Below are 25,361 nucleotides of genomic sequence, written 5' to 3' on the forward strand. Positions count from 1 at the left end.
CGCTGTGCTCACTTCTTGTAGAGGGCCTCGACCTCGGCGGCGAAGTCCTTCAGCACCACGTTGCGCTTGAGCTTGAGCGAGGGCGTCAGGTGGCCGCTCTCCTCGGAGAACTCGGTGTCCAGCAGGCGGAACTTCTTGACCGCCTCGGCGTGCGAGACGGCCGCGTTGCCGTCGTCCACCGCGGACTGCAGGGCGGCCAGCAGGTCCGGGTCGTCGGCGAGTCCGGCGACGGTGGCGGCGGCGGGCTTGCCGTTGAGCTCCTTCCACTTGGGGAAGAAGTCCGGGTCGACGGTGATCAGGCAGGCGATGAACGGCTTGCGGTCGCCGACCACCATGACCTCGCCGACCAGGGCGTGGGCCCGGATCCGGTCCTCGATCACGGCCGGGGCGACGTTCTTGCCGCCCGCGGTGACGATGATCTCCTTCTTGCGGCCGGTGATGGTCAGGTAGCCCTCGGAGTCCAGCGAGCCGAGGTCGCCGGTGGCGATCCAGCCGTCCTTGAGGGTGTCGGCGGTGGCCTGCGGGTTGTTCCAGTAGCCGGTGAAGACGTGCGGGCCCTTGAAGAAGACCTCGCCGTCCTCGCCGATCCGGACCGAGGCGCCGGGGACCGGTTGGCCGACCGTACCGATCTTCGGCTTGTCCCACGGGTTGAAGGCGGTGGCCGCGCAGGTCTCGGTCAGGCCGTAGCCCTCCAGGACGGTGAAGCCGATACCCCGGTAGAAGTGGCCCAGCCGCTCGCCGAGCGGGGCGCCGCCGGAGATGGCGTGGGTGGCCCGGCCGCCCAGGGCGGCACGCAGCTTGCTGTAGACCAGCTTGTCGAAGACCGCGTGCTTGATCCGCAGGCCCAGGCCCGCGCCGCCGGCGTCCAGCGCCCGGCTGTAGGCGATCGCCGTCTCGGCGGCCTTGTCGAAGATCTTGCCCTTGCCGTCGGCCTGGGCCTTGGCACGGGCGGTGTTGTAGACCTTCTCGAACACCCTGGGCACGCCCAGGATCAGGGTCGGCCGGAAGGCGGCCAGCTCGGCGGTGACGTCCCTGATGTCGGAGACGTGGCCCAGCTTGATCGGGGCCATCGCCGGGGCGATCTCGGCGATCCGGCCGAGCACGTGGGCCAGCGGCAGGAAGAGCAGGACGGAGCTCTCGCCGGTGCGGAACAGCGGGGTCAGCCGCTCGACGATGTTGCCGCACTCGGAGAGGAAGTTGCCGTGCGTCAGCTGACAGCCCTTCGGGCGGCCGGTGGTGCCCGAGGTGTAGACGATGGTGGCGATCGAGTCGGGGCCGGCGATCGAGCGGCGCTCCTGGACCGTCGCGTCCGGGACGTCCTTGCCGGCCTCGGCCAGCGCGGCGATCGCGCCGCCCTCGATCTGCCAGAGGTGCTTCAGCCCCGGCAGCCGGTCGCGGACCTCCTCGACCACCTCGCGGTGCTGGTCGGTCTCGGCGAGGACGCCCACCGCGCCCGAGTCGCCGAGGATCCACTCGACCTGCTCGGCGGAGGAGGTCTCGTACACCGGCACGGTGATCGCGCCGGCCGTCCAGATCGCGAAGTCCAGCAGCGTCCACTCGTACCGGGTGCGGGACATGATGCCCACCCGGTCGCCCGGCGCGATGCCCGAGGCGATCAGGCCCTTCGCGGCGGCGTGCACCTCGGCGAGGAACTGGACCGCGGTCAACTCCTGCCAGTGGCCGTCCACCTTCCGGCTGAGCACCGCGACATCCGGGTGCTCCTCGGCGTTCCGGTGCACAGGGTCGGAGAGGTTACCGCCGCTCGGTACCTGGTAGAGGGCCGGAAGGCTGAAGTCGAGCAAGACTGCTCCTCGTTCGCGACGCTGCGGGACGGCAGGACGTTACTGCCCGGTAGGCAGCTTCGACCAGAGGGGTCGGCCCCGGTGTTCGAAGTGTCACACCCGGCCGGTCGGACCAGGCGGTGACCGGGTCGTTCGACTGGCACCCTACGGCAGCGCCCCGGTGACCGACCGGTAGCATGCTCCGCCGCCCGGCTCGTCCGGTCCGTGGCCGGTGCCCGTGCGGCCGAGTCGATCGCCGGTCGCGATAGCCTGCTCCGGGCGGATCGGGTCGAGCGCGCCTCGACCGGACCGGCAGGCAGAGGGACGAGGCGGAGGGCCATTCCATGGCGGAGCACACCAGGTCGAGCATCACCATCGACGCGACCCCGGCCACGGTCATGGCCGTGATCGCCGACTTCGCCGCCTACCCGGCCTGGACCGGCGAGGTGAAGGAGATCGAGGTCCTGGAGACGGGTGAGGACGGCCGCGCCGCCCAGGTCCGGCTGCTGCTGGACGCCGGCGCGATCCGCGACGAGCACGTCCTCGCCTACACCTGGGAAGGCGACCGCGAGGTCAGCTGGACCCTCGTCCGCAGCCAGATGCTCCGCTCGCTGGACGGCTCCTACACCCTCGCCCCGCTGGCCGGCGGCCGCACCGAGGTCACCTACCAGCTCGCCGTCGACGTCAAGATCCCGATGCTCGGGATGATCAAGCGCAAGGCCGAGAAGGTCATCATCGACCGCGCCCTGGCCGGTCTGAAGAAGCGCGTCGAGGGCTGACACCACAGAACGGGGGCTGGACGGCATGACGGCGACACGCACCATCCTGGTCAGCGGCGACGCGGGTGCGCCCACCGTGGCCGCCGCCACCGCCCTGCACGCCGCCCGGCGCGGCCAGCGCACCTGGCTGCTGGCCGCCGACGACCCGCACCGCGCCCTGGACTCCGCCCTCGGCACCCGCCTGGAACCCGAACCGCTCCGCTACGCACCGGGCCTGACCGTCTCCCGGATCGACGAGCAGGCCGCCTTCCGCTACGCCGTCGGCGAGCTGACCGGCCGACTCAAGCCCGCCCTCGACCTGCTCGGCGCCGAGCAGCTCGATCCCGAGGAGCTGACCGCCCTCCCCGGCATCGCCCGGCTCGCCCTGCTGCGCGCCCTGCCCGCTGCCGACCAGGACGTCCTGGTGGTGCTCGCCCCGCCGCCCGCCGAGCTGATCGCCACCCTCGCCCTGCCCGAGCAGCTGACCCGCTACCTGGACCGGCTGGTCCCCGAGCAGCGGCAGGCCGCCCGGGCGCTGCGCCCGCTGCTGGCCGGCCTGGCCGGCGTCCCGATGCCCGCCGAGTGGCTGTACGAGGGGCGCACCAAGGCCGCCGCGGTGCTCGCCGAGTCCCGCGCCGCGATCAGCGACCCCGGCACCAGCGTGCGCCTGGTCGTCCCGGCCGACGGCCACCCGTACGAGGGGCTGCGCCGGATCCGGGCCGGGCTCGCGCTGTACGGCCACCGGCCGGACGCGGTCGTGGTGCACGGCGCGCTGCCGCCCGCCGCCCTCGCCTCGCCCGACCCCTGGCTGGCCGAGCTGGCCCGCCGCCGTCGGGAGGAGCTGGACCGGCTCGCCGCCGACACCGACGCCCCGGTGCTGGTCTCCGGCCTGGCCGAGGGCACCCTGGAGGCGGTCGCCGACCACCTGTACGGGGACGGACCAGGCCCCGAGCGGCTCGCCCCCGCGCCCTGGACGGTCGAGGACCGGCTCGCCGAGGAGGGCCTGCTGGTCTGGCACCTCGACCTGCCCGGCGCCGACCGCGCCGAGCTGGACCTGGTCCGCCGGGGCGACGACCTGGTGGTCGGCCTCGGCGCCCACCGCCGGGTGCTCGCCCTGCCGGCCGCGCTGCGCCGCTGCACGGTGGCCGGGGCGGGGCTGCACGAGGGAGCGCTCTCGGTGCGGTTCGCCCCCGACCCTTCGCTCTGGCCGCAGGGCTGACGGACCTTCCGCTCTTTTCGGGCCGCCGGGCCGGTCGGGTAGCGTCGGGCCGGAGGGCCGCGGGGTGCGGCCACGGCTGAGGAGGCGCCCGCGATGACCAGCACCGACGACCGCACCGAGCCCGGCAGCGACCGCACCGAGCCCGGCAATGACCGCACCGAGCCCGGCGCCGACCGCAGCGGGTCGGACGGCGGGCAGTCCCACCCGTTCGGGCCGGAGCTGGGCCCGCTGGTGGACGAGGTGCGCCGGTTCGCCACCGCCCTCGGGGAGAAGGCGCAGGAGACCAGCGCCACCACCCTGATCACCCTCTCCGGGCTGGCCGATCGCCTGCGCACCCAGCAGCCGGAGATCTACTCCCACCTCGCCGCGGCCGGCTCCGGGCTGGCCGCCGCGGGCGCCGAGCTGCTGGCCGCCTACCGCGCCGCCGTGGCCGGGCACGAGCAGCGCTGGACGGCGGGGGAGGGGGCGTCGGTGGAGAAGATCGACCTCGATGCGCCGGGCGGGGCTGAGGGGACCGACGAGGCTGACGGGCGGTCCGCCAAGCAGTGAATCCGTGAATTCCGCAGCGTGATCACGCTGTTCTCGTACGTCACGAAGAAGGAGATTAGATACGACTTTTGAAGCGTCCGGGCCTGCTTCTCCCAAAAATGTCTTCGGATAATGTATGCGAGGTTGTGTACGGGGGGAGGGTTGGGCGGTACCGTTCCGTCCAGCGGGAACGAGTGAATAGCTGAGGGACACATGGCTCTGACCATCGGCGTCGATGTCGGCGGGACCAAGATCGCGGCAGGCGTGGTCGACGATGAGGGTGCGATCCTGGCCCGGACCCGGGTGCCCACCCCGGCCGACCCCCAGTGGGCGGTCGACGCCATCGCGCAGGCCGTGCGCGAGCTCAAGGAGCAGCACCCCGACGTCACCGCGGTCGGCGTCGGCGCCCCGGGCTTCGTCGACAGCAACCGGTCCACGGTGATCTTCGCGCCCAACATCGACTGGGAGAACGAGCCGCTGCGCGGCCGGATCGAGGAGCTCACCGGTCTGTCCACGGTGGTCGAGAACGACGCCAACTGCGCCGCCTGGGCCGAGTTCCGCTTCGGCGCGGCCGCCGACCACCACGACATGGTGCTGATCACCGTCGGCACCGGCATCGGCGGCGGCATCGTCCTGGACGGCCGGCTGCACCGCGGCCGCTTCGGCGTGGCCGGCGAGATCGGCCACCTCAACATGGTCCCGGACGGCCTGCAGTGCGGCTGCGGCGGCAAGGGCTGCTGGGAGCAGTACGGCTCCGGGCGGGCGCTGCGCCGCTACGGCCGGGAGAAGGCGGCGGCCGACCCGGTGCGCGGCCGGCGGATGCTGGAGCTCAACGACGGTGTCGCCGAGACCATCCGCGGCATCCACATCACCGAGGCGGCCGAGCAGGGCGACCCGCTCGCCCTGGAGTGCTACGCCGAGCTGGCGGACTGGCTGGGCCGCGGCATGGCCGACCTCGCCGCGCTGTTCGACCCGGGCGTCTTCGTCCTCGGCGGCGGTGTCTCCGACTCCGGCCGCCTGCTGCTCGACCCGGTCGCCAAGGCCTTCCAACACTACCTGACCGGCGGGGTGCACCGCCCGCGCGCCGAGGTCGTGCTCGCCTCGATGGGCTCCGCGGCCGGCATCGTCGGCGCGGCGGACCTCGCCCGTACCGCCTAGCCGTTACACCCCCTTCGCCGCCGGGGCGCTCGTACCCGATGCCGACGGTCGTCGGGCGCTGCGCTCCCTCCTGCGCCGGGAGCCCGCCCCTCCTCCCCCACGGCACCGGCGCGCCCCTTCGGCTCAGGGGGAGCCTTCGCGCCCGCCGGCGGCGGTGCGACCGGGCCCCGACCAATCCCGGACGCGCCGTCGCCGTCGCACTACCGTCCTCCCCAGTGACATCGCACAGGGGAGGACCATGACCGCCGCACCCGTCGTACCGCCGCCGCCCGGCCCGCGCCGACTGCGCCTGCTCAGCTACAACATCCGCTCACTGCGCGACGACCGCCGGGCGCTGGTGCGGGTGATCCGGGCCTGCGCGCCCGACCTGGTCTGCGTCCAGGAGTCGCCGCGCTACTGGCGGCCCGAGGGCCAGGCCGCCTGGCTGGCCCGGAGCACCGGGACGGTGGTGCTGGCCGGCGGCGGACGCACCGCCGCCGGGCCGCTGCTGCTCGGCCGACCCGGCGCGGTCGAGGTGCTGGGTGTGCACGACCGGCTGCTGCCCAAGACCCGCGGCCTGCACGCGCGCGGCTTCGCCAGCGCTCTGCTGCGGCTTCCCGGCACCGCGCCGTTCACCGTCACCAGCTGCCACCTCAGCCTGGACGCCGGGGAGCGCCACGGGCAGTTCGAGCTGCTGCTCGACCAGCTCGCCATCGCCGAACAGGGCATCGTGGCCGGGGACTTCAACGAGCACCCGGACGGGCCGGGCTGGCGGCTGCTGGCTTCGCGGCTGTGGGACGGGTACCCGACCGCGCCCTGGGGCGGGGAGTTCACCTCCGTCCCCGAGAACCCCTACCAGCGGATCGACGCCGTCTTCGCGACGCCCGGGATCACCGTCCTCGGCTGCGGGGTGCCGCACGGACTGTCCGGCGTCACCGGGGCCGACCTGCGGGCCGCGACCGACCACCTGCCGGTGCTGGCCTTCCTCGAACTGCCCGAAGGCTGAGGCGTGTTCGACGATTCCCGCCGGGCCGACGCGAATCGTCGCACCCGCCCCGCCCTAGACGACCGCGCCGTGGTCCGGGTCCTCCGGCTCGTCCTCGTCGCGGTCCTTCATCCGGGCGACCAGGGTGACGAAGCCGCCGAGGAAGGCGGTGATCCCGACCCAGGCCGGCCAGCCGGAGATCTCCCGCCAGACCACCGCGTCGATCAGCAACAGCGCCGGGCCGCCGAGCACGGCCAGCCAGGCGAACTTGGTGGTCACGTCGGCGGCGGGCAGCGGCGGGGGCTCCGGCGGGACGTAGTGCCCCTCGTCGGTCTCCTCGGCCAACTCGAAGTCGCGCGGGCCGGAGGCGGCGGCCGGCAGGACGGGTCGGCCGGAGCGGGGGCGGGGCCGCGGGGCCAGGTCGGAGAGGTCGTCCGGGGCGGCCTCGGGGCCGACGCCGTCCTTGAAGCCGCCCTTGAGCTCGTTCTGCGCCCGGAGGTTCTCGATCTCCGGCCAGTTGGGGTTGGTGAGGTCCACCGGGTCGTCGAACTGGGCCACCAGCGCGGCGAAGATCGCGTCCTGTTCGGCCTGGCTGCGCTCGGGGGTGCGGCGCGGGCGGGACTCCGCGGGGGCGGCGGCACCCGGTTCGGCGGCGCCCCCGGCGGGCTTCGCCGGCGCGGCCGTGCCCGCCTCCGTACCGTCCGTCCCCGTACCGCCCGCCGGGCCACCCATGGCGCCGTCCCCCCGGACGGTGTCGTCCTTGGGCGCGCCGTCCGTCCGCGCGCCGTCCTCGCGGGGCTTCTCGTCCCCGCCGCCCGCCGTGCTGCTCTCGTGCACTTCCGGCCCTTCAGCCCTGGTGATCGTCGGATTCGGCCCTGCCCCCCGCCGCGTGCGCGGGGGCCAGCCGTCGGATGAAGTCCAGGCTCGCCGCGAATATTTCCGCCGCGTCGTGGTCCAGCGTCGCGACGTGGAAACTGCGCTGGCACAGCCGCTCCGTCACATCGGTCGAGGATATCCGGGCCAGCACCAGTTCCGAGTTGGCCGGCGAGACGACGTGGTCCTGCGGACTGTGGAACAGCAGCACCGGCTGGGTCACCTGCGGCAGCCGCCGCTGGACCTCCTGCCACAGCCTGGCCAGTGACCACGCGGCGTGCAGTGGGGTGCGGTCGTAGCCGAGCTCCGTCACGCCCGGCTTCCGGATGTCGTCGGTGATCCCGGGCAGGCTCGGGACGAGGTGCCGGAGCACCGGAAGCAGCACACTCGCGGGGTTGTCGGAGCGCACCGACGGGTTGACCAGCACCAGTCCGGACACCTTCGGGCCGTGCAGCGCGGCCAGCCGCAGCGCCAGCGCGCCGCCCATCGACAGCGCGCAGACGAAGACCTGCTCGCACTCCTGGGCCAGGGCCAGCAGCTCGCGCTCGACCTCGGCGTACCAGTCCTCCCACCGGGTGACCTGCATGTCCTGCCAACGCGTGCCGTGCCCCGGCAGCAACGGCAGCGAGACGGTGAAGCCGGCCGCCGCCAGCTCCTCGGCCCACGGCCGCAGCGACTGCGGCGACCCGGTGAAGCCGTGGCACAGCAGCACTCCCACCGGTCCGCCGCGGTGGCGGTACGGTTCGGCACCGGGCAGCAGCGACATGGCGGACTCCTTCGCGGGCGGGTGGCGCTGGGGGAGGGGACGCTTGCTGAGGAAGAGCTGCAGGAAGCCGCATCGTCCCACGCTCCGCGCCGGGACGTACACCCCCTGCGGCGGGGCCGGGCACAGCCGACGGCCGCGGGGCATTAGGATCGACCGGTCCGCATAACAGGAGGCCCGGGTTGTTCTACCGACTGATGAAGATGATCGTCGCGCCACTGCTTCGGATCTTCTTCCGGCCGTGGCTCGAGGGTGAGGAGAACATCCCCACCGAAGGCGCGGCGATCATCGCGAGCAACCACCTGTCCTTCTCGGACTCGTTCTTCTTCCCCGCGCTGATCAAGCGCAGGGTGACCTTCATCGCGAAGGCCGAGTACTTCAACACCCCGGGCCTCAAGGGCCGGCTGACCGCCGCCTTCTTCAAGGGCGTCGGCCAGCTGCCGGTGGACCGCTCGGGCGTGCGCGGCGCCGGCGAGGCCGCGATCCGCAGCGCCATCGCGGTGCTGGACCGCGGCGAGCTGTTCGGCGTCTACCCCGAGGGCACCCGCTCGCCCGACGGCAAGCTCTACCGCGGCAAGGTCGGCGGCCTGGCCCGCGTCGCGCTGGCCACCGGCGCCCCGGTCATCCCGGTTGCCATGATCGACACCGAGAAGGTGCAGCCGCCCGGCCAGGTGATCCCGAACTTCGGCATCCGCCCGGGCATCCGGATCGGCCGCCCGCTGGACTTCTCCCGCTACCACGGCATGGAGAACGACCGCTTCATCCTCCGTTCGGTGACGGACGAGGTGATGTACGAGATCATGCGGCTCTCCGGCCAGGAGTACGTGGACATCTACGCGACCGCCGCCAAGCGGCAGATCGCGGAGGAGAAGAAGAAGGCCGACGCCGAGCGCCGCGCGGCCGCCAAGGCCGAGAAGGCGGAGGCCGCCGAGGCGGAGAAGGCCGAGAAGGCCGCCGAGGCCGAGGCCGCCGACAAGCAGGAGCACAAAGAGACCGGGTCGGCCTGACCGACCCGGGCCGGGTCCAGGGGAGGGGCTGGGGGATGGCGGAGGGCGCGAGAGCCGGCACGGTCGGCGGCACCGTGGCGGCCGGCGGGATGTCCGTCGAACTCCCGCTGTGGAAGGCCATCTCCTACTTCCGGGTGCTGGCCCTGTGCTACGCGCTGCTGCGGTACGTCAACTCCTACCTGCACTTCCTGCACCCGGTCGCCGGCTGGATCTTCCTCGGCGCGCTCATCCTGTGGACGCTCGCCAGCACCCGGGCCTTCGCCAACCCGCAGCGCTGCACCTGGTTGGTGCTGGGCTTCGACCTCACCCTGGCCGTGACCGGCATCGTGCTGAGCGGGATGACCGACGCCCCGGCCCGGATCAGCCACGGCGCGCCCACCCTGCCGACCATCTGGGCGGCGGGAACGGTGCTCGGCTGCGCCGCCAAGGGCGGCTGGCGCCCCGCGGCGGCGGCCGGCTCGGTGATCGGCGTGGCCAACATCCTCGGCCACGGCGGGCCGACCGGTGACAACATCCACAACATCGTGCTGCTGCTGGTGGCCGGGATCGCGATCGGGTACGTGGTCGAGCTGGCCCGCGCCAGCGAGGCCACCCTGACCCGGGCGCTCCAGGTCGAGGCAGCCACCCGGGAACGCGAGCGGCTCTCCCGGGACATCCACGACGGCGTGCTGCAGGTGCTCGCGCTGGTCCAGCGCCGGGGTGCGGAGCTGGGCGAGGGCACCGGCGGCGGTGCGGACTTCGCCGAGCTGGGCCGGCTCGCCGGTGAGCAGGAGCGCGCGCTGCGAGCGCTGATGACCGGCGGCCCGATCCCGGCCCAGCGGGCCGTGGACCTGCCGGAGGCCGCCGCCGACGAGCCGGGCGATCTCACCGTGCTGCTGCGCCGGTACGCCGACGAGCGGATCACGCTCTCCGCCCCCGGCACCCCGGTGCTGCTGCCGGGCCCGGCGGCCGGCGAACTGGCCGCGGCGGTCGGCGCGGCCGTGGACAACGTGCGCAAGCACGCGGGGGAGCGGGCCCGGGCCTGGATCCTGGTGGAGGACGAGCCGGAGGCCGTCACCGTCAGCATCCGCGACGACGGGCCGGGCTTCGCCCCCGGGCGGCTCGGCGAGGCGGAGCGGGCCGGGCGGCTCGGCGTCTCCCAGTCCATCCGCGGCCGGCTGCTGGACCTCGGCGGCACGGCCGAGCTGTACTCGGCGCCCGGGGAGGGCGTCGAGGTCGAACTGCGCGTCCCGAGGAAGGGTTCTGATGACCGATCAGCCGACGACTGACCGGCCGGTGCGGGTGATGGTGGTGGACGACCACCCGATGTGGCGGGACGCCGTCTCGCGCGACCTGGCCGAGGCCGGGCTGGACGTGGTGGCCACGGCGGGCGACGGCGAGGAGGCCGTGCGCCGCGCCCGCGCCTGCTCACCGCAGGTCGTCGTGCTGGACCTCAACCTGCCGAGCCTGCCCGGCGTCGAGGTGTGCCGCCAGGTGGTCGCGCACGACCCGGCGGTGCGGGTGCTGGTGCTGTCGGCCAGCGGTGAGCACCAGGACGTGCTGGAGGCCGTGAAGTCCGGCGCCACCGGGTACCTGGTGAAGTCGGCCGGGCGGGACGAACTGCTGGACGCGGTGCGCCGGACGGCCGTCGGCGACGCGGTGTTCACCCCGGGCCTGGCCGGGCTGGTGCTCGGCGAGTTCCGTCGGCTGGCCGCGGAGCCGGCCCCGGCCTCGGCGCCGGCCGTCCCCCAGCTGACCGCCCGGGAGACCGAGGTGCTGCGGCTGGTGGCGAAGGGTCTGTCCTACCGGCAGATCGCCGACCGGCTGGTGCTGTCGCACCGTACGGTGCAGAACCACGTGCAGAACACGCTGGGGAAGCTGCAGTTGCACAACCGGGTGGAGCTGGTCCGGTACGCGATCGAGCAGGGGCTGGACGAGGAGCTGTGAGGCGGGTCCCGGGCGCGGGCCGCCCGGGACCCGCCCGACTCCTCAGCGCCGTACGGTCGTCGCCTGCTTCAGCAGGGCCGCCACGATGTCCACGCCGTCCCGGGTGAGCACCGACTCCGGGTGGAACTGCAGGCCGACGAAGCCGGGGCCGCGCAGGGCGTGGACGTCTCCGGTGACGGCGTCCCGGGCGACCTCGACGCCTTCGGCGGCCAGTCGGGCCGCGTCGGCGTCCGAGCAGCGCGCGGTGAAGGTGTTGTAGAAGCCGACCGTCCGCCTGCCACCGAACAGGTCGATGCTCTCCTGCGCGCCCTGGTACGGGACGGCCTTGCGGCCGAGCGTGAGCCCGAGTTCGGCGGAGAGCAGCTGGTGGCTGAGGCAGACCGCGAGCAGCGGCGCGGTCCGGGTGCCGGAGCGGACGGCGGCCAGGGCGTCCGCGACGATCGGGCGCAGCACCGCCATCTTGGGGTCGTCGGTGAGCGCCGGGTCGCCCGGGCCGGGGCCGAGCACCAGCGGGCCGGGGTGCGCAGCGACCAGCTCGCGCAGGCCCGGCTCGTCGTAGCGGACCACGGTGACCCGGTGGCCGAGCGAGGTCAGCAGGTGGGCGAGCATCGAGGTGAAGGTGTCCTCGCCGTCCACGACCAGGGTCGGTTCGGTCTCGGTGACCTCGGACGGCGACTGCATCCGCAGCCAGAACGGGGCGAGGTCGGCCCGGCGGGAGTCGAGCGCGGCCTGCACCCGGTGGTCGTCGGCGAGCCGGGGCCCGGTGGGGCCGGGCAGCCGGGCGGGGGCGGGTCGGGCGCCGATCGCGGTGAGCACCCCGGCGGCCTTGGCGTGGGTCTCGGCCACCTCGGACTCCGGGACGGAGTGCCGGACCAGGGTGGCGCCGACCCGGACGACCAGCTGCCCGGTGGTCGGGTCGATGTCGGCGGTGCGGATGCAGATCGGCGAGTCCAGCAGTTGCCCGCCGCTCGCGGAACGGCCGATCAGGGCGAGCGCGCCGGAGTAGTAGCCGCGCCCGGTGGGCTCGTAGCGCTTGATCACCCGGGTGGCGTTCTGCACCGGGCTGCCGGTCACGGTGGCGGCGAACATCGTCTCGCGCAGCACCTCGCGGACGTCCAGGGAGGTCTGCCCGCGCAGCTCGTACTCGGTGTGGGCGAGGTGGGACATCTCCTTGAGCCGGGGCCCGAGCACCTGGCCGCCGAGGTCGCCGACCGTGCACATCATCTTGAGCTCTTCGTCGACCACCATGGTCAACTCCTCCGACTCCTTGGGGTCGTGCAGGAATCGGAGCAGCGAGTCGAGGTCGGCGCCGCCGGCCGGATAGCGGTAGGTACCGGAGATCGGGTTCATCACGACGGTGCCGCCGCTCTGCCGGACGTGCACCTCCGGGGAGGCGCCGACCAGGCAGCGACCGGGCTCGCCTCCGGCAAGGCGTTCCCCGGTGTGGACGAGGAAGGTCCAATAGGCGCCGCGCTCCTGCTCCAGCAGCCGCCGGAACAGGGAGAGCGCCAGCTCGGACGAGAAGTTCTCCAGCGTGGCGTGGAAGTCGCGCCGGATCACGAAGTTGGCGCCCTCGCCGTTGCCGATCTCGTCCTCGATCACCCGGCGGACGATCGACGCGTACCGGGCGTCGTCGACGTCGAAGGCACCGCCGGTCAGCGACACCGGCAGGTGCGGCAGGGCGGCGGTGAAGTCGGCCAGCGGCAGGGCGTACTGCTCGGTCACCGCGAGGGCCTGCAGCGGGGTGCCGTCGTCGTGCGCCTCGAAGCCGCGTTCGCGGATCTGCCGGTACGGGACGAGCGCGAGCAGGTCGTGGACCGGGCCGGCCGACGGGACGCCGCTGCGGACCGGCAGGTCGGCGAGGCGGTCGTAGCTGCCGACGGTGCCCAGCAGCACCTCGACGGTGTCCGGGGCGTGTCGGGGGGTGCGGCGGTGCAGCAGGGCGAAGGCGGGGGCGCCGGGGGCGGTGAGGCGGGCGAGCAGCTCGGCGGGGGTGGTCACGAGTACGGCTTCCTTCCGGGAGGAATGGCGAGGGCGGTGCTGGGTTCCGCTCCCGGAGGGCCGTCTGCTCGGACGCCGACGGCCGCCCCGAGGGGCGGCCGTCGTGTTCGTCTAGGAACGCGCGATCTGCGGGCCACCCATGGGGGAGGCCCACCACCAGGAATGGGTGTGGGGCGCGTGCATGGGTCGAGCGTATCGGATGCTGCCGACCGGGTGACGCCGCACACGGCTTTGTCCGAGACGTGTCTCACCCCTCGGGCAATGGTCACGGATCGCTCGCGCCACCCCGTAGCCTTGGCGGTGTGACCGCATCGACTGAGACATCTAGGACTGGCCACTCCTGGCAGTCCCTGCCCGCGGCGCAGCAGCCTGAATGGCCGGACCACGAGGCTCTGCGCAAGACCCTTGCTGAGCTCTCCTCCTATCCGCCCCTCGTCTTCGCCGGCGAGTGTGACCAGCTGCGCGCCCGGCTCGGTGCCGTGGCGCGCGGGGAGGCGTTCCTCCTCCAGGGCGGCGACTGCGCCGAGGCCTTCGACGGCGTTTCGGCGGAGCACATCCGCAACAAGCTGAAGACCCTGCTGCAGATGGCCGCCGTGCTGACGTACGCGGCCTCGGTTCCGGTCGTGAAGGTCGGCCGGATCGCCGGCCAGTACTCCAAGCCGCGCTCCAAGTCCACCGAGACCCGTGACGGCGTGACCCTGCCGGTCTACCGCGGCGACTCGGTGAACGGCTTCGAGTTCACCCCCGAGTCCCGCATCCCGGACCCGGAGCGCCTGAAGCGGATGTACAACGCCTCCGCGGCGACGCTCAACCTGGTGCGCGCCTTCACCACCGGTGGTTACGCCGACCTGCGCCAGGTGCACGCCTGGAACCAGGACTTCGTGCGCAACTCGCCGGCCGGTCAGCGCTACGAGCAGCTCGCCCGGGAGATCGACAACGCCCTGGCGTTCATGAACGCCTGTGGTGTGGCGCCGGAGGAGTTCAAGACCGTCGAGTTCTACTCCTCGCACGAGGCGCTGATCCTCGACTACGAGACCGCGCTGACCCGCGTGGACTCGCGTACCGGCGACCTGTACGACGTCTCCGGCCACATGGTGTGGATCGGTGAGCGCACCCGCCAGCTGGACCACGCGCACATCGAGTTCGCCTCCAAGATCCGCAACCCGATCGGGGTCAAGCTCGGCCCGACCACCTCGGTGGACGAGGCGCTCACCCTGATCGAGAAGCTGGACCCGGAGCGCGAGCCCGGCCGCCTCACCTTCATCACCCGGATGGGTGCGGGCAAGATCCGCGACCACCTGCCCACCCTGGTGGACAAGGTCACCGCCTCCGGTGCCAAGCCGGTGTGGATCTGCGACCCGATGCACGGCAACACCTTCGAGGCGTCCAGCGGTCACAAGACCCGCCGCTTCGACGACGTGCTGGACGAGGTCAAGGGCTTCTTCGAGGTGCACCGCGCGCTCGGCACCCACCCGGGCGGCATCCACGTGGAGCTGACCGGCGACGACGTCACCGAGTGCGTCGGCGGCGGTGACGAGGTCCTGGTGGACGACCTGCACCAGCGCTACGAGACGGCCTGCGACCCGCGGCTCAACCGCAGCCAGTCGCTGGACCTGGCGTTCCTGGTGGCGGAGATGTACCGCGGCCAGTAGGTCGGGCGAGTGACTGTGACGAAGGCCCCTCCGGATTCGGGATTCCCGAGCCCGGAGGGGCTTTTTCACGCCCGCATCGCCAGGTAAGGTGAGGCTTAGTGAACTAAGGCGAACCTTAGTCAAGATCCATTCTGTGCGCTTCACCCCGGGAGAGACCGCGATGTACGTGTGTATGTGCCATGCGGTCACCGAGGACCAGGTGAAGAAGGCGATCGACGAGGGCGCCGGCACCCCGCGCCAGATAGCCAAGGGCTGCAAGGCCGGCACGGACTGCGGGTCCTGCGTCCGCCGGATCCAGGCGCTGCTCGGCGAGCACGGCGCCCGGCCCTGCCCGACCGCCCGACTGGCCGCGAAGCTCGGCCTCGCGGACCCGGGGGTCCAGGGCGCTCCGGCCGCCCCCGCCGCTCCGGCCTCGGCACCGATGGCGCCGATCGCCCCGGTGGTCCCGCTGCGGGTGGCCTGAGTCGGTAGTCGGGGGCGGGTTCAGGACTCCGGCTGCTCGATCACCTGGGCGATGTAGAGCGCCTCGCCGAGCTTGTCCAGGAGTTCCAGCTGGGTGTCGAGGTAGTCGATGTGGTGCTCCTCGTCCGCCAGGATGGACTCGAAGATGTTCGCCGAGGTGACGTCGTTCTTGGCCCGCATCACCAGGATCCCGCGCTTGAGCCGGTCGATCGCCTCGACCTCGATCTGGCGGTCCGCCTCGAACATCTCCTTGACCGTCTGGCCGATCCGGACGTGGAACAGCCGCTGGTAGTTGGGCAGCCCGTCCAGGAAAAGGATCCGGTCGGTGAGCGTCTCGGCGTGCTTCATCTCGTCGAACGACTCGTGTCGGGTGTACTCGGCGAGCTTCGTCCAGCCGAAGTTCTCCTGCATCTTGGCGTGCAGGAAGTACTGGTTGATCGCGGTGAGCTCGGCCGTGAGCTGCTCGTTGAGGAACTCGATGACCTCCGGGTCGCCCTGCATGATGCTGCCTCCCTGCGCTACGTCCTGCGGTGAGTCCTGCGCTGCGCATCCTGGCACCGTATTGGGAGGAAATTCCAGTAAGTTCACACTCACTAGGACATGTGTCGGAATGTCCGATTCTGAGTGAACCCAAGGGGTGTGCGATCGACCGCTGGCCCGTGCGGGCGGGGCGTGAACCGCGCGTGAAGGGGCGCGCGCCGTGGCTCGGCCGCCGTCTGTCACCATGGAGCCATGGGTCAGTCCGAACAAGAACAGCTTCCGCCGTCTGACCCGAGGCTCCCCCCGGGGCAGCGCGCGCAGCGCGGCTGGCCCGCCCTGCACTACGGGCCGGTGCCCCGCTTCAAGCCCCCGACCTGGGACCTCCAGGTGTTCGGCGCCACCGCCTCGGCGGAGAAGCACAGCTGGGACTTCGAGGCCTTCAACGCCCTGCCGCGCACCACCGTGGTCGCGGACCTGCACTGCGTCACCAAGTTCTCGCTGCTCGGCAACGAGTGGACGGGCGTGCCCGCCGCCACCCTGCTCGACCTGGTGCCCCCGGCGCCCGGCGTCACTCACGTCATGGTCTGGGCCGAGTACGGCTACAGCGCCAACCTGCGGCTGGCCGACTTCGCCGACGAGCACACCCTGCTCGCCACCCACCGCAACGGCGAGGCGCTCACCGCCGAGCACGGCTTCCCGGTCCGGCTGGTGGTTCCGCGGCTCTACGCCTGGAAGGGGCCCAAGTGGGTGCGCGCGGTGGAGTACATGCGGGCCGACCGGCGCGGCTTCTGGGAGGAGCGCGGCTACCACAACCTGGCCGATCCGTGGCGCGAGCAGCGCTACTCCTACCAGGAGGAGCCGGGCGACGGGCCGCTGCGCTGAGGCGCGACGCCGTCCGGAGGAACTCGCTCAGAAGAGGGAGAAGGCGACCGTCACCACGGTCTTCTGCGGGCGCCGCTCGCCCGCCGCCGGGGACTGGCCGCCCACCTTGCCGATGCCGAGGGTCCAGTCGGTGGAGGCCTTCATGGTGAAGCCCGCCGCCTGCAGTGCCTTCTGCGCGTCGTCCCGGCTCATCCCGGTGACGTCCGGGACCGGCACCATGCCCTTGCTGACCACCAGCGAGACCGCGGCGTTCTGCTGCAGCAGCTGCCCGGCCGCCGGCGAGCTGCTGATCACCGAGCCCTCCGGCACGCCGTCGTTGTAGGTCTGTGTCACGGTGCCCTCGGTCAGCTGGGCGGCGGCCAGCGCGGCGGCCGCGTCGTCCGCGCTCCTGCCGGTGACGTCCGGCACCGCGATCCGCTTGGGGCCCTTGGAGACGGTGACCGTCACCGAGTCGCTCTTGCGGGTGCGCGCGCCCACCCCGGGGTCGGTGGAGATCACCTGCCCGGCCGGGGCGGACTCGCTGTACACCTCGACGAACTTGCCGTGCATGCCCTCCTTGTCCAGGAGGCGCTGGGCCTCGCCCCGGTCCTTGCCGAGCATGCCCGGCACCGAGCCGTACAGCCCCTCGGAGATCCCGTAGGTGACGCCGCCGACCGCCAGCACCAGGGCGGTCAGCGCGGCGGCCCAGATCATCGGCTTGCGCGGGAGGCGGCGCAGCCGGCTCGGCCGGCGGGGCCGGACCGGGGTCGGCTCGTCGTACGGGCGCGGCTCGACCAGCAGCTGGTCCATCAGGTCCGCCGGCACGTCCAGCACGCTGGTGCGCTCCGGCGGCGGCGGGGTGTCGGCGGGCCGGGGCAGTGGCTGGATCACCGAGGTCGGTTCGCTGGTCGGGTAGCGCGGGCTGGGCCGGGTGGAGGCGGGCGGTTCGGCGTCCAGCTCCTCCGGGGTGAGGGTGCGGCGGACCCGTTGGAGGGCGGCGAGCAGCTCGACCGCGTCGTACGGGCGGGCGTCGGCGGCCCGGGCGCAGGCGCCGGCCACGATGGCGTCCAGCGCCGGGGCGACGGCGGGGGCCACCAGCGAGGGGGCGGGGACGTCCTCGTGCAGGTGCTTGTACATCACCTGGACGGGGTTGTCGCCGGTGTGCGGGCGGCGGCCGGTGAGCATCTCGTACAGCAGGATGCCCGCCGCGTAGACGTCCACCCGCTGGTCGGTGGGGGCGTCCGGGAGGATCTGCTCCGGGGCCAGGTAGGAGACGGTGCCCATCACGGTGCCGCCGGTGGCGGTGCTGGTCGAGGTGGGCGCGCCGTCGGCGCTGCCGAGCACCCGGACCAGGCCGAAGTCGGCGACCTTGACCAGGCCGCTCTCGGTGATCAGCACGTTCTCCGGCTTGACGTCCCGGTGGACCAGCCCGGCCCGGTGGGCGGCACCGAGGGCGGCGAGCACCGGCTCCAGGACGTCCAGCGCGGCCCGCACCGACAGGGCGCCGCGGTCGCGCAGCAGGTCGCGCAGGGTGCGGCCGGGGACGTACTCCATGGCGAGGAAAACGTTTCCGCCGTCCGCGCCCTGGTCGAAGACGTTGACCACATTGGGGTGGGTGAGCTTGGCGACCGCCTTGGCCTCGCGGATGAAGCGGGCGGTGAAGCCCTCGTCCCCGGCGAGCTGGGGGTGCATCACCTTGAGGGCGACCACCCGGTCCAGCCGGGTGTCGGTGCCCTTGTAGACGGTGGACATCCCGCCGGTCGCGATGCGCTGCTCGACCCGGTACCTGGTGTCGAGCAGGGTACCGATCAGGGGGTCGTGCAAGGCCATGTCCACCCGGCGAGTCTAGTGGGGCGAGTGGACGCCGGTCCCGGAGGACGCCGTCTCCGGGACCGGCTTGTGACATGCGTGACGGCCTCAGAACGCCGGACGCTCGCGGGTGTCGAGGTCGGCGAGGCCGGCCATCGCGGAGGAGGCCTCGGCGTGGAAGCGGCGCGGGATGCGGCCGGCCCGGTGGGCGAGCCGGCCGGCCTCGGCGGCGTGCCGCATCGCCTCGGCCATCAGCACCGGCTCCTGAGCCCGGGTCACCGCGGAGGCGAGCATCACCGCCGAGCAGCCCAGCTCCATCGCCAGCGCGACGTCGGAGGCGGTGCCGGCGCCCGCGTCCAGGATCACCGGGACGCCCGCGCTCTCCACGATGAGCTGGAAGTTGTGCGGGTTGCGGATGCCCAGGCCGGAGCCGATCGGCGAGCCCAGCGGCATGATCGCCGCACAGCCGACGTCCTCCAGCTTGCGGGCCAGCACCGGGTCGTCGTTGGTGTACGGGAGCACGGTGAAGCCGTCGTCGACCAGGGTCTCGGCGGCGTCCAGCAGCTCGATCGGGTCGGGCAGCAGGGTGCGCTCGTCGGCGATCACCTCCAGCTTCACCCAGTCGGTGCCGAGCGCCTCGCGGGCCAGTCGGGCGGTCAGCACCGCCTCGCCGGCGGTGAAGCAGCCGGCCGTGTTGGGCAGCACCCGGATGCCGTTGCGGGTCAGCACGTCCAGCACGGAGCCCTGGGTGGTGGCGTCGACCCGGCGCATGGCCACCGTGGTCAGCTCGGTGCCGGAGGCGAGCAGCGCGCGCTCCAGGATCTCCAGGCTGGGCGCGCCGCCGGTGCCCATGATCAATCGGGAGGAGAAGGTCGTCCCGGCGATGGTGAGAAGGTCGTCGGCCATGGCTCAGCCTCCCTGGACGGCGGTGAGGATCTCGACCCGGTCGCCGGTGTTCAGTGGCGTCTCGGACCACGAACTGCGGGGCACCACGGCCTCGTTGAGGGCGGCGGCGACTCCGGTGTTGGCCTTGCTGACGGTGGCCACCACCTCGGCGAGGGTCGTGGCGGCGGGCAGCCGGCAGGGCTCGCCGTTGACGGTCAGGGCGATCTCGGTCATGCGGAGGCCTTCGTGGTGGAGTGGTCGGGGGAGAACCGGGTGGGTGTGAACGGCCTTGCGAGGTCCGGGACTTCTCCGGTGGCCAGATACTCGGCGACCAGGTCGGCGGTCACCGGGGTGAGCAGCACGCCGTTGCGGTAGTGGCCGGTGGCCGCGACCAGTCCGGGCAGCGGGGTCGGGCCGAGCAGCGGGGCGTTGTCCGGTGAGCCGGGGCGCAGTCCGGCGGCGGTCTCCACGAGCGGAAGTTCGGTGATGCCCGGAACCAACTCGTGGGCATCGCGCAGGAGTTCGTACACCCCGCCGGCGGTGACGGTGGTGTCGTAGCCCTGCTCCTCGGTGGTCGCGCCGATCACCAGCTCACCGTTCTCGCGCGGCACCAGGTACAGGTGCCGGCCGCGCACCACCGCGCGGACGTTGCGGGAGAGGAACGGCCGGTAGGCGTCGGGGATCCGGAGTCGCAACACCTGCCCCTTCACCGGGCGGATCGCGGGCAGCACGCCCTCGGGCAGGCCGGGCAGCCGGTGGCTGTGCGGTCCCGCGGCGAGCACGATCTGATCGGCGGTCACCGTCTCCCCGGTGCCGAGCCGGGCGCCGACCGCGCGGCCGTCCTCGACCAGCAGCTCGACGGCCTCGGCGCGCCGACCGACGACGCCCGCGCGCTCACCGGCCAGCAGCAGTGCGGTGAGCAGCCGCCGGGGATCCACCTGGTGGTCGTTCGCGACGTGCAGGCCGCCGCGCACGCCGGGGGCCAGCATCGGCTCCAGCCTGCGGGCCTCCCGACCGGTCAGCCAGCTCGACTCCAGGCCGAGCCGCTGGTGGAAGGCGTGCAGTTCGCGCAGTTCCTCGCGGTCGTCGGAGTCCAGTGCGACGGCGATCGTGCCGCACCGGCGGTAGCCGGTGTCCTCGCCGCCGCTAGCCTCGGTGAGCTCCGCGGCGAAGGCCGCGTACCGCTCGTTCGAGGCCATGCCGAGGCGCAGCAGCGGCTCCTCGCCGTACTGCAGCTCGGTGACCGGGGCGAGCATCCCGGCCGCGACTGCGGCAGCCCCGCGGCCGGGGGAGGGGTCGACCACGATCACGTTCCGCAGCCCGCGCTGCGCGGCGCGCCATGCGACGGCGAGGCCGACGATGCCCCCGCCGATCACCAGCACGTCGGCGTGGGCGCCTGATGGCAAGCGTGACAAAGCTGCTCTTCTCCCTTCGCCGGTATGACCCGGATCAGGTTCGGACGGTCGCGGGCCGTGTCAGCCCGCCTCTCAGCCCGGTACGCCGGGCTCCCGTGTGGTGCACCCACCTTAACGCCGGGGGTCGGCCCGGCCGAAGGGTCGTGTGAGGGGTGGGACGGGTGAGCGGGGAGCGTGCCGTCGGGGTCCGGGGTGGACGGCCGCCGGATGCCCGCGCGGCGCTGAGTACAGTGACGGGCGTGGCAGAGCTGAGCGGAACGGATCAGGTGGTCGTCGTCGGAGCCGGGCTGGCCGGGGCGCAGTGCGCCCTGAAGCTGCGGCAGGGCGGCTGGCGGGGGCGGATCACACTGGTCGGCGAGGAGCCGCACGCGCCGTACGACCGGCCGCCGCTCTCCAAGGACGTGCTGCTCGGCAAGGCCGACGCCACCACCCTGGACATCGACTACGGGCAGCTCGGCATCGAACTGCTCACCGGCCGCCGTGCCACCGGCCTCACCCCCGGCGTGCTCCACACCGACGGCGGCGACCTCCCGTACGACTCGCTGGTGATCGCCACCGGCGCCGTCCCGCGCGCCCTGCCCGGCGCCGAGCGCGCGCACCTGCTGCACACCCTGGACGACGCACTGGCGCTGCGCGCGCTGCTGCGCCCGGGTCTGCGACTGGTGCTGGTCGGCGCGGGCTGGATCGGCGCCGAGGTGTCCACCGCCGCGCGGCAGGCAGGCTGCGAGGTGACCGTGGTCGAGGCCGGCCCGGCGCCGGTGCCGGGCGCGCTGCCGTCCGAGGTCGGCTCGGCGATGGCCGCCTGGTACGCCGAGGCCGGGGTCGAGCTGCGCTGCGGGGTCGGTGTGGCCGCCGTCGAGCCGGGGGCCGTGCTGCTGGCGGACGGTTCGCACCTGCCCGCCGACGAGGTGGTGGTCGGCGTCGGCGCCCGGCCCGCGACCGGTTGGCTGGCCGGCTCGGGCATCGAGCTGGACGGGACCGGCGCGGTCGTGGTGGACGAGGCGCTGCGCACCAGCCTGCCCGGTGTCTTCGCGGCCGGGGACTGCGTCAGCTACCCGTCGGCCCGCTCCGGCGTCCGGCTGGCCGTCCAGCACTGGGACCACGCGCTGCAGTCGGGCGAGGCCGCGGCCGCCGCCGTGCTCGGGGCGGACGCGCCGTACGACCCGGTGCCGTACTTCTGGTCCGAGCAGTTCGGGCGGATGGTCCAGTACGCCGGTCGGCACGCCGAGGGGGACGAGCTGCTGTGGCGCGGCGGCCCGCAGGACGCCTCCTGGTCGGTGCTCTGGCTGCGCGACGGGGTGCCGAGCGCGCTGCTGGCGGTCGACCGGCCACGTGACCTGACCCAGGGGCGGAGGCTGATCGAGCGCGGGACGGCGCTGGACCGGACCCTCGCGGCGGATCCGTCGGTCGCGCTGAAGGGGGCCACCGCTTAGCGCCGGGGGGCGTCGAGGTGGCAGTCTGGTGCCGTGAGTGAGATCGATGCCAAGACTGACGCCCTGGTCCCCGAGTGGCTGTACCTCCCCGACATCTCCGAGCGGTGGGGTGTACTGGTCACCGAGGTCCGCAATATGGTCAAGAAGGGTGACCTGATCGCGGTCCGCCGCGGTCCCAACAAGTCGCTGCAGGTCCCGGCGGCCTTCATCGACGAGAGCGGCCCGGTGAAGCACCTCGTCGGCCTGCTGACCGTCCTGCGGGACAGCGGGTTCTCCGACGAGGAGATCATCGAGTGGATGTTCACCGAGGACCCGACGCTGCCAGGCACCCCGGTGCAGGCGCTGTGGGAGAACCGCGCGACCGAGGTCAAGCGCCGCGCCCAGGCCATGGCGCTGTGAAGACCGACCTGCGGTCCCGCCTGGCCGACGCCCGGCTCTACCTGTGCACCGACGCCCGCCGCGAACAGGGCGACCTCGCCGAGTTCCTGGACGAGGCGCTGGCCGGCGGGGTGGACATCGTCCAGCTCCGCGACAAGGGCCTGGAGGCCAGGCAGGAGCTGGAGGCCCTGGAGGTCTTCGCCGACGCCTGCCGTCGCCACGGCAAGCTGCTGGCCGTCAACGACCGCGCCGACGTCGCCCACGCGGCCCGGCCGGACGTGCTGCACCTCGGCCAGGACGACCTTCCGGTGCCGGCCGCCCGGGCGATCCTCGGTGAGGACGTGCTGATCGGACGGTCCTGCCACGCCGAGTCCGAGGTGGACGCGGCGATCGCCGAGCCGGGCGTGGACTACTTCTGCACCGGCCCGGTCTGGCCGACCCCGACCAAGCCGGGCCGCCCGGCGCCGGGCCTCGGCCTGGTCTCGTACGCGGCGAAGCAGCCCACCGACCGGCCGTGGTTCGCCATCGGCGGGATCGACCTGGGCAACCTGGACGAGGTGCTGGCCGTCGGGGCCCGCCGGATCGTCGTGGTCCGGGCCATCACGGCGGCGGACGACCCGCGGGCGGCCGCCGCCGAGCTGTCCCGTCGGGTGCGCGCGGCGCGCTGACCCGTTCCGGGGCCGCCCCCGTCCCTCAGTACTTGCGGACGGTGGCGGCCTCGGCCAGCGCCAGCAGCACCGTACGGGCCCGCTCGTCGGCGAGCGGCGCCGTCTCCAGCGCGGCCAGCGACTGCCGCATCAGCTCCTCGATCCGGTGCTCCACCAGCTCGGACGCGCCGCTGCGGGCGACCAGCTCGCGCAGTTCGGCGACCTCCTCGGCGGCCAGGTCCGGCGCGCCGAGCCGGGCGTCCAGGTGCCGGGCGTCGGCGGCCGGCAGGGCGCGCATCGCGTGCGCGACCAGCAGGGTGCGCTTGCCCTCGCGCAGGTCGTCCCCGGCCGGCTTGCCGGTGACGGCCGGGTCCCCGAAGACGCCGAGCAGGTCGTCCCGCAGCTGGAAGGCCTCGCCCAGCGGCAGCCCGAACGCCCCGAGGGCCTCGACCAGCTCCGGCCCGGCCCCGGCGAGCAGGGCGCCGACCTGCAGCGGTCGCTCGATCGTGTACTTCGCCGACTTGTAGTGCAGGACGGTCTGCGCCCGGTCCAGCGCGCCCTCGTCGGCGGAGTCGCCGGCCACCGGCTCCAGCACGTCCAGGTACTGGCCGACCATGACCTCGGTGCGCATCAGGTCGAACACCGGCTTGGCGGCCAGCACGGCGGCCGGGTCCAGGCCCGAGCGCAGGAACAGCTCGTCGCACCAGATCAGCAGCAGGTCGCCGAGCAGCACCGCGGCCGAGGCGCCGTACTGCTCGCGGTCGCCGCGCCAGCCGCTGTCCCGGTGCAGGGCCTCGAAGCGGCGGTGGATCGAGGGCAGGCCGCGGCGGGTGTCGCTGCGGTCCATCAGGTCGTCGTGCACCAGCGCGCTGGCCTGCAGCAGCTCCAGCGCGGCCGCCGCGTTGGCGATGCCCTCGATCGCGGCCGGGCCGCCGGCGCCGCGCCAGCCCCAGTAGCAGAAGGCCGGGCGTAGCCGCTTGCCGCCGTCCAGCAGGAAGTCGCGCAGCGCGTCGGCGGCGGGCACCAGCTGGGGTGAGATCTTGCCGAGCAACGCGGACTGGCCGTCCATGAACGCGGTGAGGGCGGCGTTGACGCGCGCGCGGACGTCCTCCACGTCAATGGGGTTGGCCGGCCGGTTGCTGGACGAGGTCACGATGCTGCTCCGCTGGTTCGCTGGGGGTGCAGCAAGCGTAGCGGGGGAGCTGGGAACGGGCGTGCGAGCAGGCCTGCGGGGGTGTCCGGGCAGAAGCGAAACACGGTCCACCACTTGTCCCGAATCGTGGGATCGAGTTGTCGGGCCCCTTCGAAGGCCCGATAACCTGCCAGCATGGCACTCGGCATCGCTTCCACGAGATCGGACCGCGCACAGACGGTCCGCGAGCTCCTGGCGGCCGGAAAGCGCTCCTTCTCCTTCGAGTTCATGCCGCCGCGCAGTGAGGTCGGCGAGCAGAAGCTCTGGGACGCCATCCGTCGGCTCGAACCGCTGGACCCCAACTTCGTCTGCATGACGTACGGCGCCGGCGGCTCCTCGCGCGAGCGCACCGTCAACATGGTCGGCCGGATCGCCACCGAGACCACGCTCACCCCGGTCGCCCACCTGACCGCGGTGGACCACTCGGTCGCCGAACTGCGCAACATCATCGGCCAGTACGCCGACCAGGGGGTGCGCAACATCCTCGCGGTCCGGGGCGACCCGCCCGGCGACCCGATGGGCGAGTGGGTCAGCCACCCGGAGGGCGTCACCTACGCGTACGAGCTGGTGGAGCTGATCAAGGGCATCGGCGACTTCTGCGTCGGCGTCGCGGCCTCGCCGAACATGCACCCGCGCTCGGACAACTGGGACGACGACATCCGGCACTTCGTGACGAAGGTCCGCTCCGGCGCGGACTACTCGATCACCCAGATGTTCTTCGAGGTGGACGACTACCTGCAGTTCCGCGACCGGGTCACCGCCGCGGGCTGCGAGACGCCGATCATCCCGGAGATCATGCCGGTGACCAACGCCAAGCAGCTGGAGCGCTTCCCGCAGCTCAGCGGTTCGGCCTTCCCCGCGGAGCTGGAGGCCCGGCTGCGGGCGGCCGTCGACGACCCGGCGGCGCTGCGGGCGATCGGCATGGAGCACGCCACCGCGATGGCCGAGCGCCTGCTCGCCGAGGGCGCGCCCGGCCTGCACTTCATCACGCTCAACCACTCCACGGCGACGCTGGAGATCTACCAGAACCTGGGGCTGCACCAGCGCTAGGAGCCGATCGGGCGCGTTCCCGGGCGAGCGTTCACGAGCCCGTCACCGCATCGACGGTGGCGGGCTCGGTCGTGTGCGGCCGGTGCCGTCGACGGCGGGAACGCGATGCGGTACCCCGG

At 73.1% G+C, this 25,361-nt stretch carries 25 protein-coding genes and 1 riboswitch; of the genes, 15 read left to right on the forward strand and 10 right to left on the reverse strand.

What is annotated here, in order from left to right; all coding sequences use genetic code 11:
* Positions 1–8: 8 nt before the first annotated feature.
* The gene (locus ACH4E7_RS08015; protein ID WP_396248137.1) at positions 9–1,802 is read right to left on the reverse strand and encodes an AMP-dependent synthetase/ligase; all 1,794 of its coding nucleotides are present in this window, start codon (positions 1,800–1,802) and stop codon (positions 9–11) included.
* Between the two features lie 323 nt (positions 1,803–2,125).
* On the opposite strand from ACH4E7_RS08015, the gene ACH4E7_RS08020 reads away from it, so the two are divergent.
* From ACH4E7_RS08020 to ACH4E7_RS08040, 5 genes are all read left to right on the forward strand, one after another.
* The gene (locus ACH4E7_RS08020; RefSeq protein WP_396248138.1) at positions 2,126–2,560 is read left to right on the forward strand and encodes an SRPBCC family protein; all 435 of its coding nucleotides are present in this window, start codon (positions 2,126–2,128) and stop codon (positions 2,558–2,560) included.
* A gap of 25 nt (positions 2,561–2,585) precedes the next feature.
* Complete coding sequence (locus ACH4E7_RS08025) at positions 2,586–3,758, forward strand: ArsA-related P-loop ATPase (protein WP_396248139.1); 1,173 nt, start codon at positions 2,586–2,588, stop codon at positions 3,756–3,758.
* A gap of 93 nt (positions 3,759–3,851) precedes the next feature.
* Positions 3,852–4,307 (forward strand): DUF5304 family protein, encoded by a 456-nt coding sequence (locus ACH4E7_RS08030; protein WP_396248140.1) that lies wholly within the window; start codon positions 3,852–3,854, stop codon positions 4,305–4,307.
* Between the two features lie 192 nt (positions 4,308–4,499).
* The gene (locus ACH4E7_RS08035) at positions 4,500–5,444 is read left to right on the forward strand and encodes an ROK family glucokinase (protein WP_396248141.1); all 945 of its coding nucleotides are present in this window, start codon (positions 4,500–4,502) and stop codon (positions 5,442–5,444) included.
* 238 nt (positions 5,445–5,682) lie between these two features.
* The gene (locus tag ACH4E7_RS08040) at positions 5,683–6,429 is read left to right on the forward strand and encodes an endonuclease/exonuclease/phosphatase family protein (RefSeq protein ID WP_396248142.1); all 747 of its coding nucleotides are present in this window, start codon (positions 5,683–5,685) and stop codon (positions 6,427–6,429) included.
* A gap of 54 nt (positions 6,430–6,483) precedes the next feature.
* Here the strand turns inward: ACH4E7_RS08040 and ACH4E7_RS08045 are convergent, their stop codons facing one another.
* Complete coding sequence (locus ACH4E7_RS08045) at positions 6,484–7,245, reverse strand: hypothetical protein (RefSeq protein ID WP_396248143.1); 762 nt, start codon at positions 7,243–7,245, stop codon at positions 6,484–6,486.
* 10 nt (positions 7,246–7,255) lie between these two features.
* The gene (locus ACH4E7_RS08050; RefSeq protein WP_396248144.1) at positions 7,256–8,047 is read right to left on the reverse strand and encodes an alpha/beta hydrolase; all 792 of its coding nucleotides are present in this window, start codon (positions 8,045–8,047) and stop codon (positions 7,256–7,258) included.
* A 179-nt stretch (positions 8,048–8,226) separates the two neighbouring features.
* Here ACH4E7_RS08050 and ACH4E7_RS08055 point away from each other — a divergent pair, with 179 nt between their 5' ends.
* The 3 genes from ACH4E7_RS08055 to ACH4E7_RS08065 are packed head-to-tail and all read left to right on the forward strand — an operon-like array spanning position 8,227 to position 10,977.
* A complete protein-coding gene (locus ACH4E7_RS08055) occupies positions 8,227–9,051 on the forward strand; it encodes a lysophospholipid acyltransferase family protein (protein ID WP_396248145.1) in 825 nt (274 codons plus the stop codon).
* 35 nt (positions 9,052–9,086) lie between these two features.
* The gene (macS, locus tag ACH4E7_RS08060) at positions 9,087–10,319 is read left to right on the forward strand and encodes a MacS family sensor histidine kinase (RefSeq protein ID WP_396248146.1); all 1,233 of its coding nucleotides are present in this window, start codon (positions 9,087–9,089) and stop codon (positions 10,317–10,319) included.
* On the forward strand, positions 10,297–10,977 hold the full coding sequence (locus ACH4E7_RS08065) for a response regulator transcription factor (protein WP_355673359.1): 681 nt from the start codon (positions 10,297–10,299) through the stop codon (positions 10,975–10,977). Before macS ends, ACH4E7_RS08065 begins: the two co-directional genes overlap by 23 nt.
* Positions 10,978–11,019: 42 nt before the next feature.
* On the opposite strand, the gene ACH4E7_RS08070 is transcribed toward ACH4E7_RS08065, so the two are convergent.
* A complete protein-coding gene (locus ACH4E7_RS08070) occupies positions 11,020–12,978 on the reverse strand; it encodes an anthranilate synthase family protein (RefSeq protein WP_396248147.1) in 1,959 nt (652 codons plus the stop codon).
* Positions 12,979–13,280: 302 nt separating this feature from the next.
* Here ACH4E7_RS08070 and ACH4E7_RS08075 point away from each other — a divergent pair, with 302 nt between their 5' ends.
* Positions 13,281–14,630: a class II 3-deoxy-7-phosphoheptulonate synthase gene (locus ACH4E7_RS08075; protein ID WP_396248148.1), complete on the forward strand. Its 1,350-nt coding sequence runs from the start codon at positions 13,281–13,283 to the stop codon at positions 14,628–14,630.
* Between the two features lie 160 nt (positions 14,631–14,790).
* Positions 14,791–15,093 carry a bacterioferritin-associated ferredoxin gene (locus tag ACH4E7_RS08080; RefSeq protein WP_396248149.1) on the forward strand — a complete coding sequence of 101 codons (303 nt, stop codon included), beginning with the start codon at positions 14,791–14,793 and terminating at the stop codon, positions 15,091–15,093.
* 20 nt (positions 15,094–15,113) lie between these two features.
* Here the strand turns inward: ACH4E7_RS08080 and bfr are convergent, their stop codons facing one another.
* The gene (bfr, locus tag ACH4E7_RS08085; protein WP_396248150.1) at positions 15,114–15,593 is read right to left on the reverse strand and encodes a bacterioferritin; all 480 of its coding nucleotides are present in this window, start codon (positions 15,591–15,593) and stop codon (positions 15,114–15,116) included.
* 231 nt (positions 15,594–15,824) lie between these two features.
* Here bfr and ACH4E7_RS08090 point away from each other — a divergent pair, with 231 nt between their 5' ends.
* Positions 15,825–16,454, forward strand: coding sequence for a sulfite oxidase-like oxidoreductase (locus tag ACH4E7_RS08090; protein ID WP_355673363.1), 630 nt, complete (start codon positions 15,825–15,827; stop codon positions 16,452–16,454).
* A 27-nt stretch (positions 16,455–16,481) separates the two neighbouring features.
* Here ACH4E7_RS08090 and pknB read toward each other — a convergent pair whose 3' ends face one another.
* The 4 genes from pknB to thiO form a co-directional block, all read right to left on the reverse strand.
* Positions 16,482–18,263, reverse strand: coding sequence for a Stk1 family PASTA domain-containing Ser/Thr kinase (gene pknB, locus ACH4E7_RS08095; RefSeq protein ID WP_396248233.1), 1,782 nt, complete (start codon positions 18,261–18,263; stop codon positions 16,482–16,484).
* 87 nt (positions 18,264–18,350) lie between these two features.
* Complete coding sequence (locus ACH4E7_RS08100) at positions 18,351–19,148, reverse strand: thiazole synthase (protein ID WP_396248151.1); 798 nt, start codon at positions 19,146–19,148, stop codon at positions 18,351–18,353.
* Positions 19,149–19,151: 3 nt separating this feature from the next.
* The gene (gene thiS / locus ACH4E7_RS08105) at positions 19,152–19,361 is read right to left on the reverse strand and encodes a sulfur carrier protein ThiS (protein ID WP_396248152.1); all 210 of its coding nucleotides are present in this window, start codon (positions 19,359–19,361) and stop codon (positions 19,152–19,154) included.
* Positions 19,358–20,533, reverse strand: coding sequence for a glycine oxidase ThiO (gene thiO, locus ACH4E7_RS08110; protein ID WP_396248153.1), 1,176 nt, complete (start codon positions 20,531–20,533; stop codon positions 19,358–19,360). The genes thiS and thiO overlap by 4 nt, the downstream gene beginning before the upstream one ends.
* 3 nt (positions 20,534–20,536) lie before the next feature.
* Positions 20,537–20,649: riboswitch (TPP riboswitch) on the reverse strand.
* Between the two features lie 123 nt (positions 20,650–20,772).
* Here thiO and ACH4E7_RS08115 point away from each other — a divergent pair.
* The 3 genes from ACH4E7_RS08115 to thiE are packed head-to-tail and all read left to right on the forward strand — an operon-like array spanning position 20,773 to position 23,021.
* Complete coding sequence (locus ACH4E7_RS08115; RefSeq protein WP_396248155.1) at positions 20,773–21,975, forward strand: NAD(P)/FAD-dependent oxidoreductase; 1,203 nt, start codon at positions 20,773–20,775, stop codon at positions 21,973–21,975.
* 33 nt (positions 21,976–22,008) lie between these two features.
* Positions 22,009–22,374, forward strand: coding sequence for an Rv2175c family DNA-binding protein (locus ACH4E7_RS08120; RefSeq protein WP_396248157.1), 366 nt, complete (start codon positions 22,009–22,011; stop codon positions 22,372–22,374).
* Positions 22,371–23,021, forward strand: coding sequence for a thiamine phosphate synthase (gene thiE, locus ACH4E7_RS08125; protein WP_396248158.1), 651 nt, complete (start codon positions 22,371–22,373; stop codon positions 23,019–23,021). The genes ACH4E7_RS08120 and thiE overlap by 4 nt, the downstream gene beginning before the upstream one ends.
* A 25-nt stretch (positions 23,022–23,046) precedes the next feature.
* On the opposite strand, the gene ACH4E7_RS08130 is transcribed toward thiE, so the two are convergent.
* Positions 23,047–24,153, reverse strand: coding sequence for a polyprenyl synthetase family protein (locus ACH4E7_RS08130; protein WP_396248159.1), 1,107 nt, complete (start codon positions 24,151–24,153; stop codon positions 23,047–23,049).
* A 174-nt stretch (positions 24,154–24,327) separates the two neighbouring features.
* Between ACH4E7_RS08130 and metF the strand changes: the two genes are divergently transcribed.
* Positions 24,328–25,242: a methylenetetrahydrofolate reductase [NAD(P)H] gene (gene metF / locus ACH4E7_RS08135; protein ID WP_396248160.1), complete on the forward strand. Its 915-nt coding sequence runs from the start codon at positions 24,328–24,330 to the stop codon at positions 25,240–25,242.
* Positions 25,243–25,361 lie beyond the last annotated feature (119 nt).

The organism is Kitasatospora sp. NPDC018058, assembly GCF_044327205.1.
GTDB lineage: Bacteria > Actinomycetota > Actinomycetes > Streptomycetales > Streptomycetaceae > Kitasatospora.

What these genes read in the sequence shown, in the direction of transcription:
- ACH4E7_RS08050 (WP_396248144.1), bottom strand. Translation starts at nt 8,047, where the DNA reads ATGTCGCTGCTGCCCGGTGCCGAACCGTACCGCCACCGCGGCGGACCG.
- ACH4E7_RS08090 (WP_355673363.1), top strand. Translation starts at nt 15,825, where the DNA reads ATGGGTCAGTCCGAACAAGAACAGCTTCCGCCGTCTGACCCGAGGCTC.
- ACH4E7_RS08080 (WP_396248149.1), top strand. Translation starts at nt 14,791, where the DNA reads ATGTACGTGTGTATGTGCCATGCGGTCACCGAGGACCAGGTGAAGAAG.
- metF (WP_396248160.1), top strand. Translation starts at nt 24,328, where the DNA reads ATGGCACTCGGCATCGCTTCCACGAGATCGGACCGCGCACAGACGGTC.
- ACH4E7_RS08020 (WP_396248138.1), top strand. Translation starts at nt 2,126, where the DNA reads ATGGCGGAGCACACCAGGTCGAGCATCACCATCGACGCGACCCCGGCC.
- ACH4E7_RS08065 (WP_355673359.1), top strand. Translation starts at nt 10,297, where the DNA reads ATGACCGATCAGCCGACGACTGACCGGCCGGTGCGGGTGATGGTGGTG.
- ACH4E7_RS08035 (WP_396248141.1), top strand. Translation starts at nt 4,500, where the DNA reads ATGGCTCTGACCATCGGCGTCGATGTCGGCGGGACCAAGATCGCGGCA.
- pknB (WP_396248233.1), bottom strand. Translation starts at nt 18,263, where the DNA reads ATGGCCTTGCACGACCCCCTGATCGGTACCCTGCTCGACACCAGGTAC.
- bfr (WP_396248150.1), bottom strand. Translation starts at nt 15,593, where the DNA reads ATGCAGGGCGACCCGGAGGTCATCGAGTTCCTCAACGAGCAGCTCACG.
- thiS (WP_396248152.1), bottom strand. Translation starts at nt 19,361, where the DNA reads ATGACCGAGATCGCCCTGACCGTCAACGGCGAGCCCTGCCGGCTGCCC.
- ACH4E7_RS08040 (WP_396248142.1), top strand. Translation starts at nt 5,683, where the DNA reads ATGACCGCCGCACCCGTCGTACCGCCGCCGCCCGGCCCGCGCCGACTG.
- macS (WP_396248146.1), top strand. Translation starts at nt 9,087, where the DNA reads ATGGCGGAGGGCGCGAGAGCCGGCACGGTCGGCGGCACCGTGGCGGCC.
- ACH4E7_RS08025 (WP_396248139.1), top strand. Translation starts at nt 2,586, where the DNA reads ATGACGGCGACACGCACCATCCTGGTCAGCGGCGACGCGGGTGCGCCC.
- ACH4E7_RS08030 (WP_396248140.1), top strand. Translation starts at nt 3,852, where the DNA reads ATGACCAGCACCGACGACCGCACCGAGCCCGGCAGCGACCGCACCGAG.
- ACH4E7_RS08100 (WP_396248151.1), bottom strand. Translation starts at nt 19,148, where the DNA reads ATGGCCGACGACCTTCTCACCATCGCCGGGACGACCTTCTCCTCCCGA.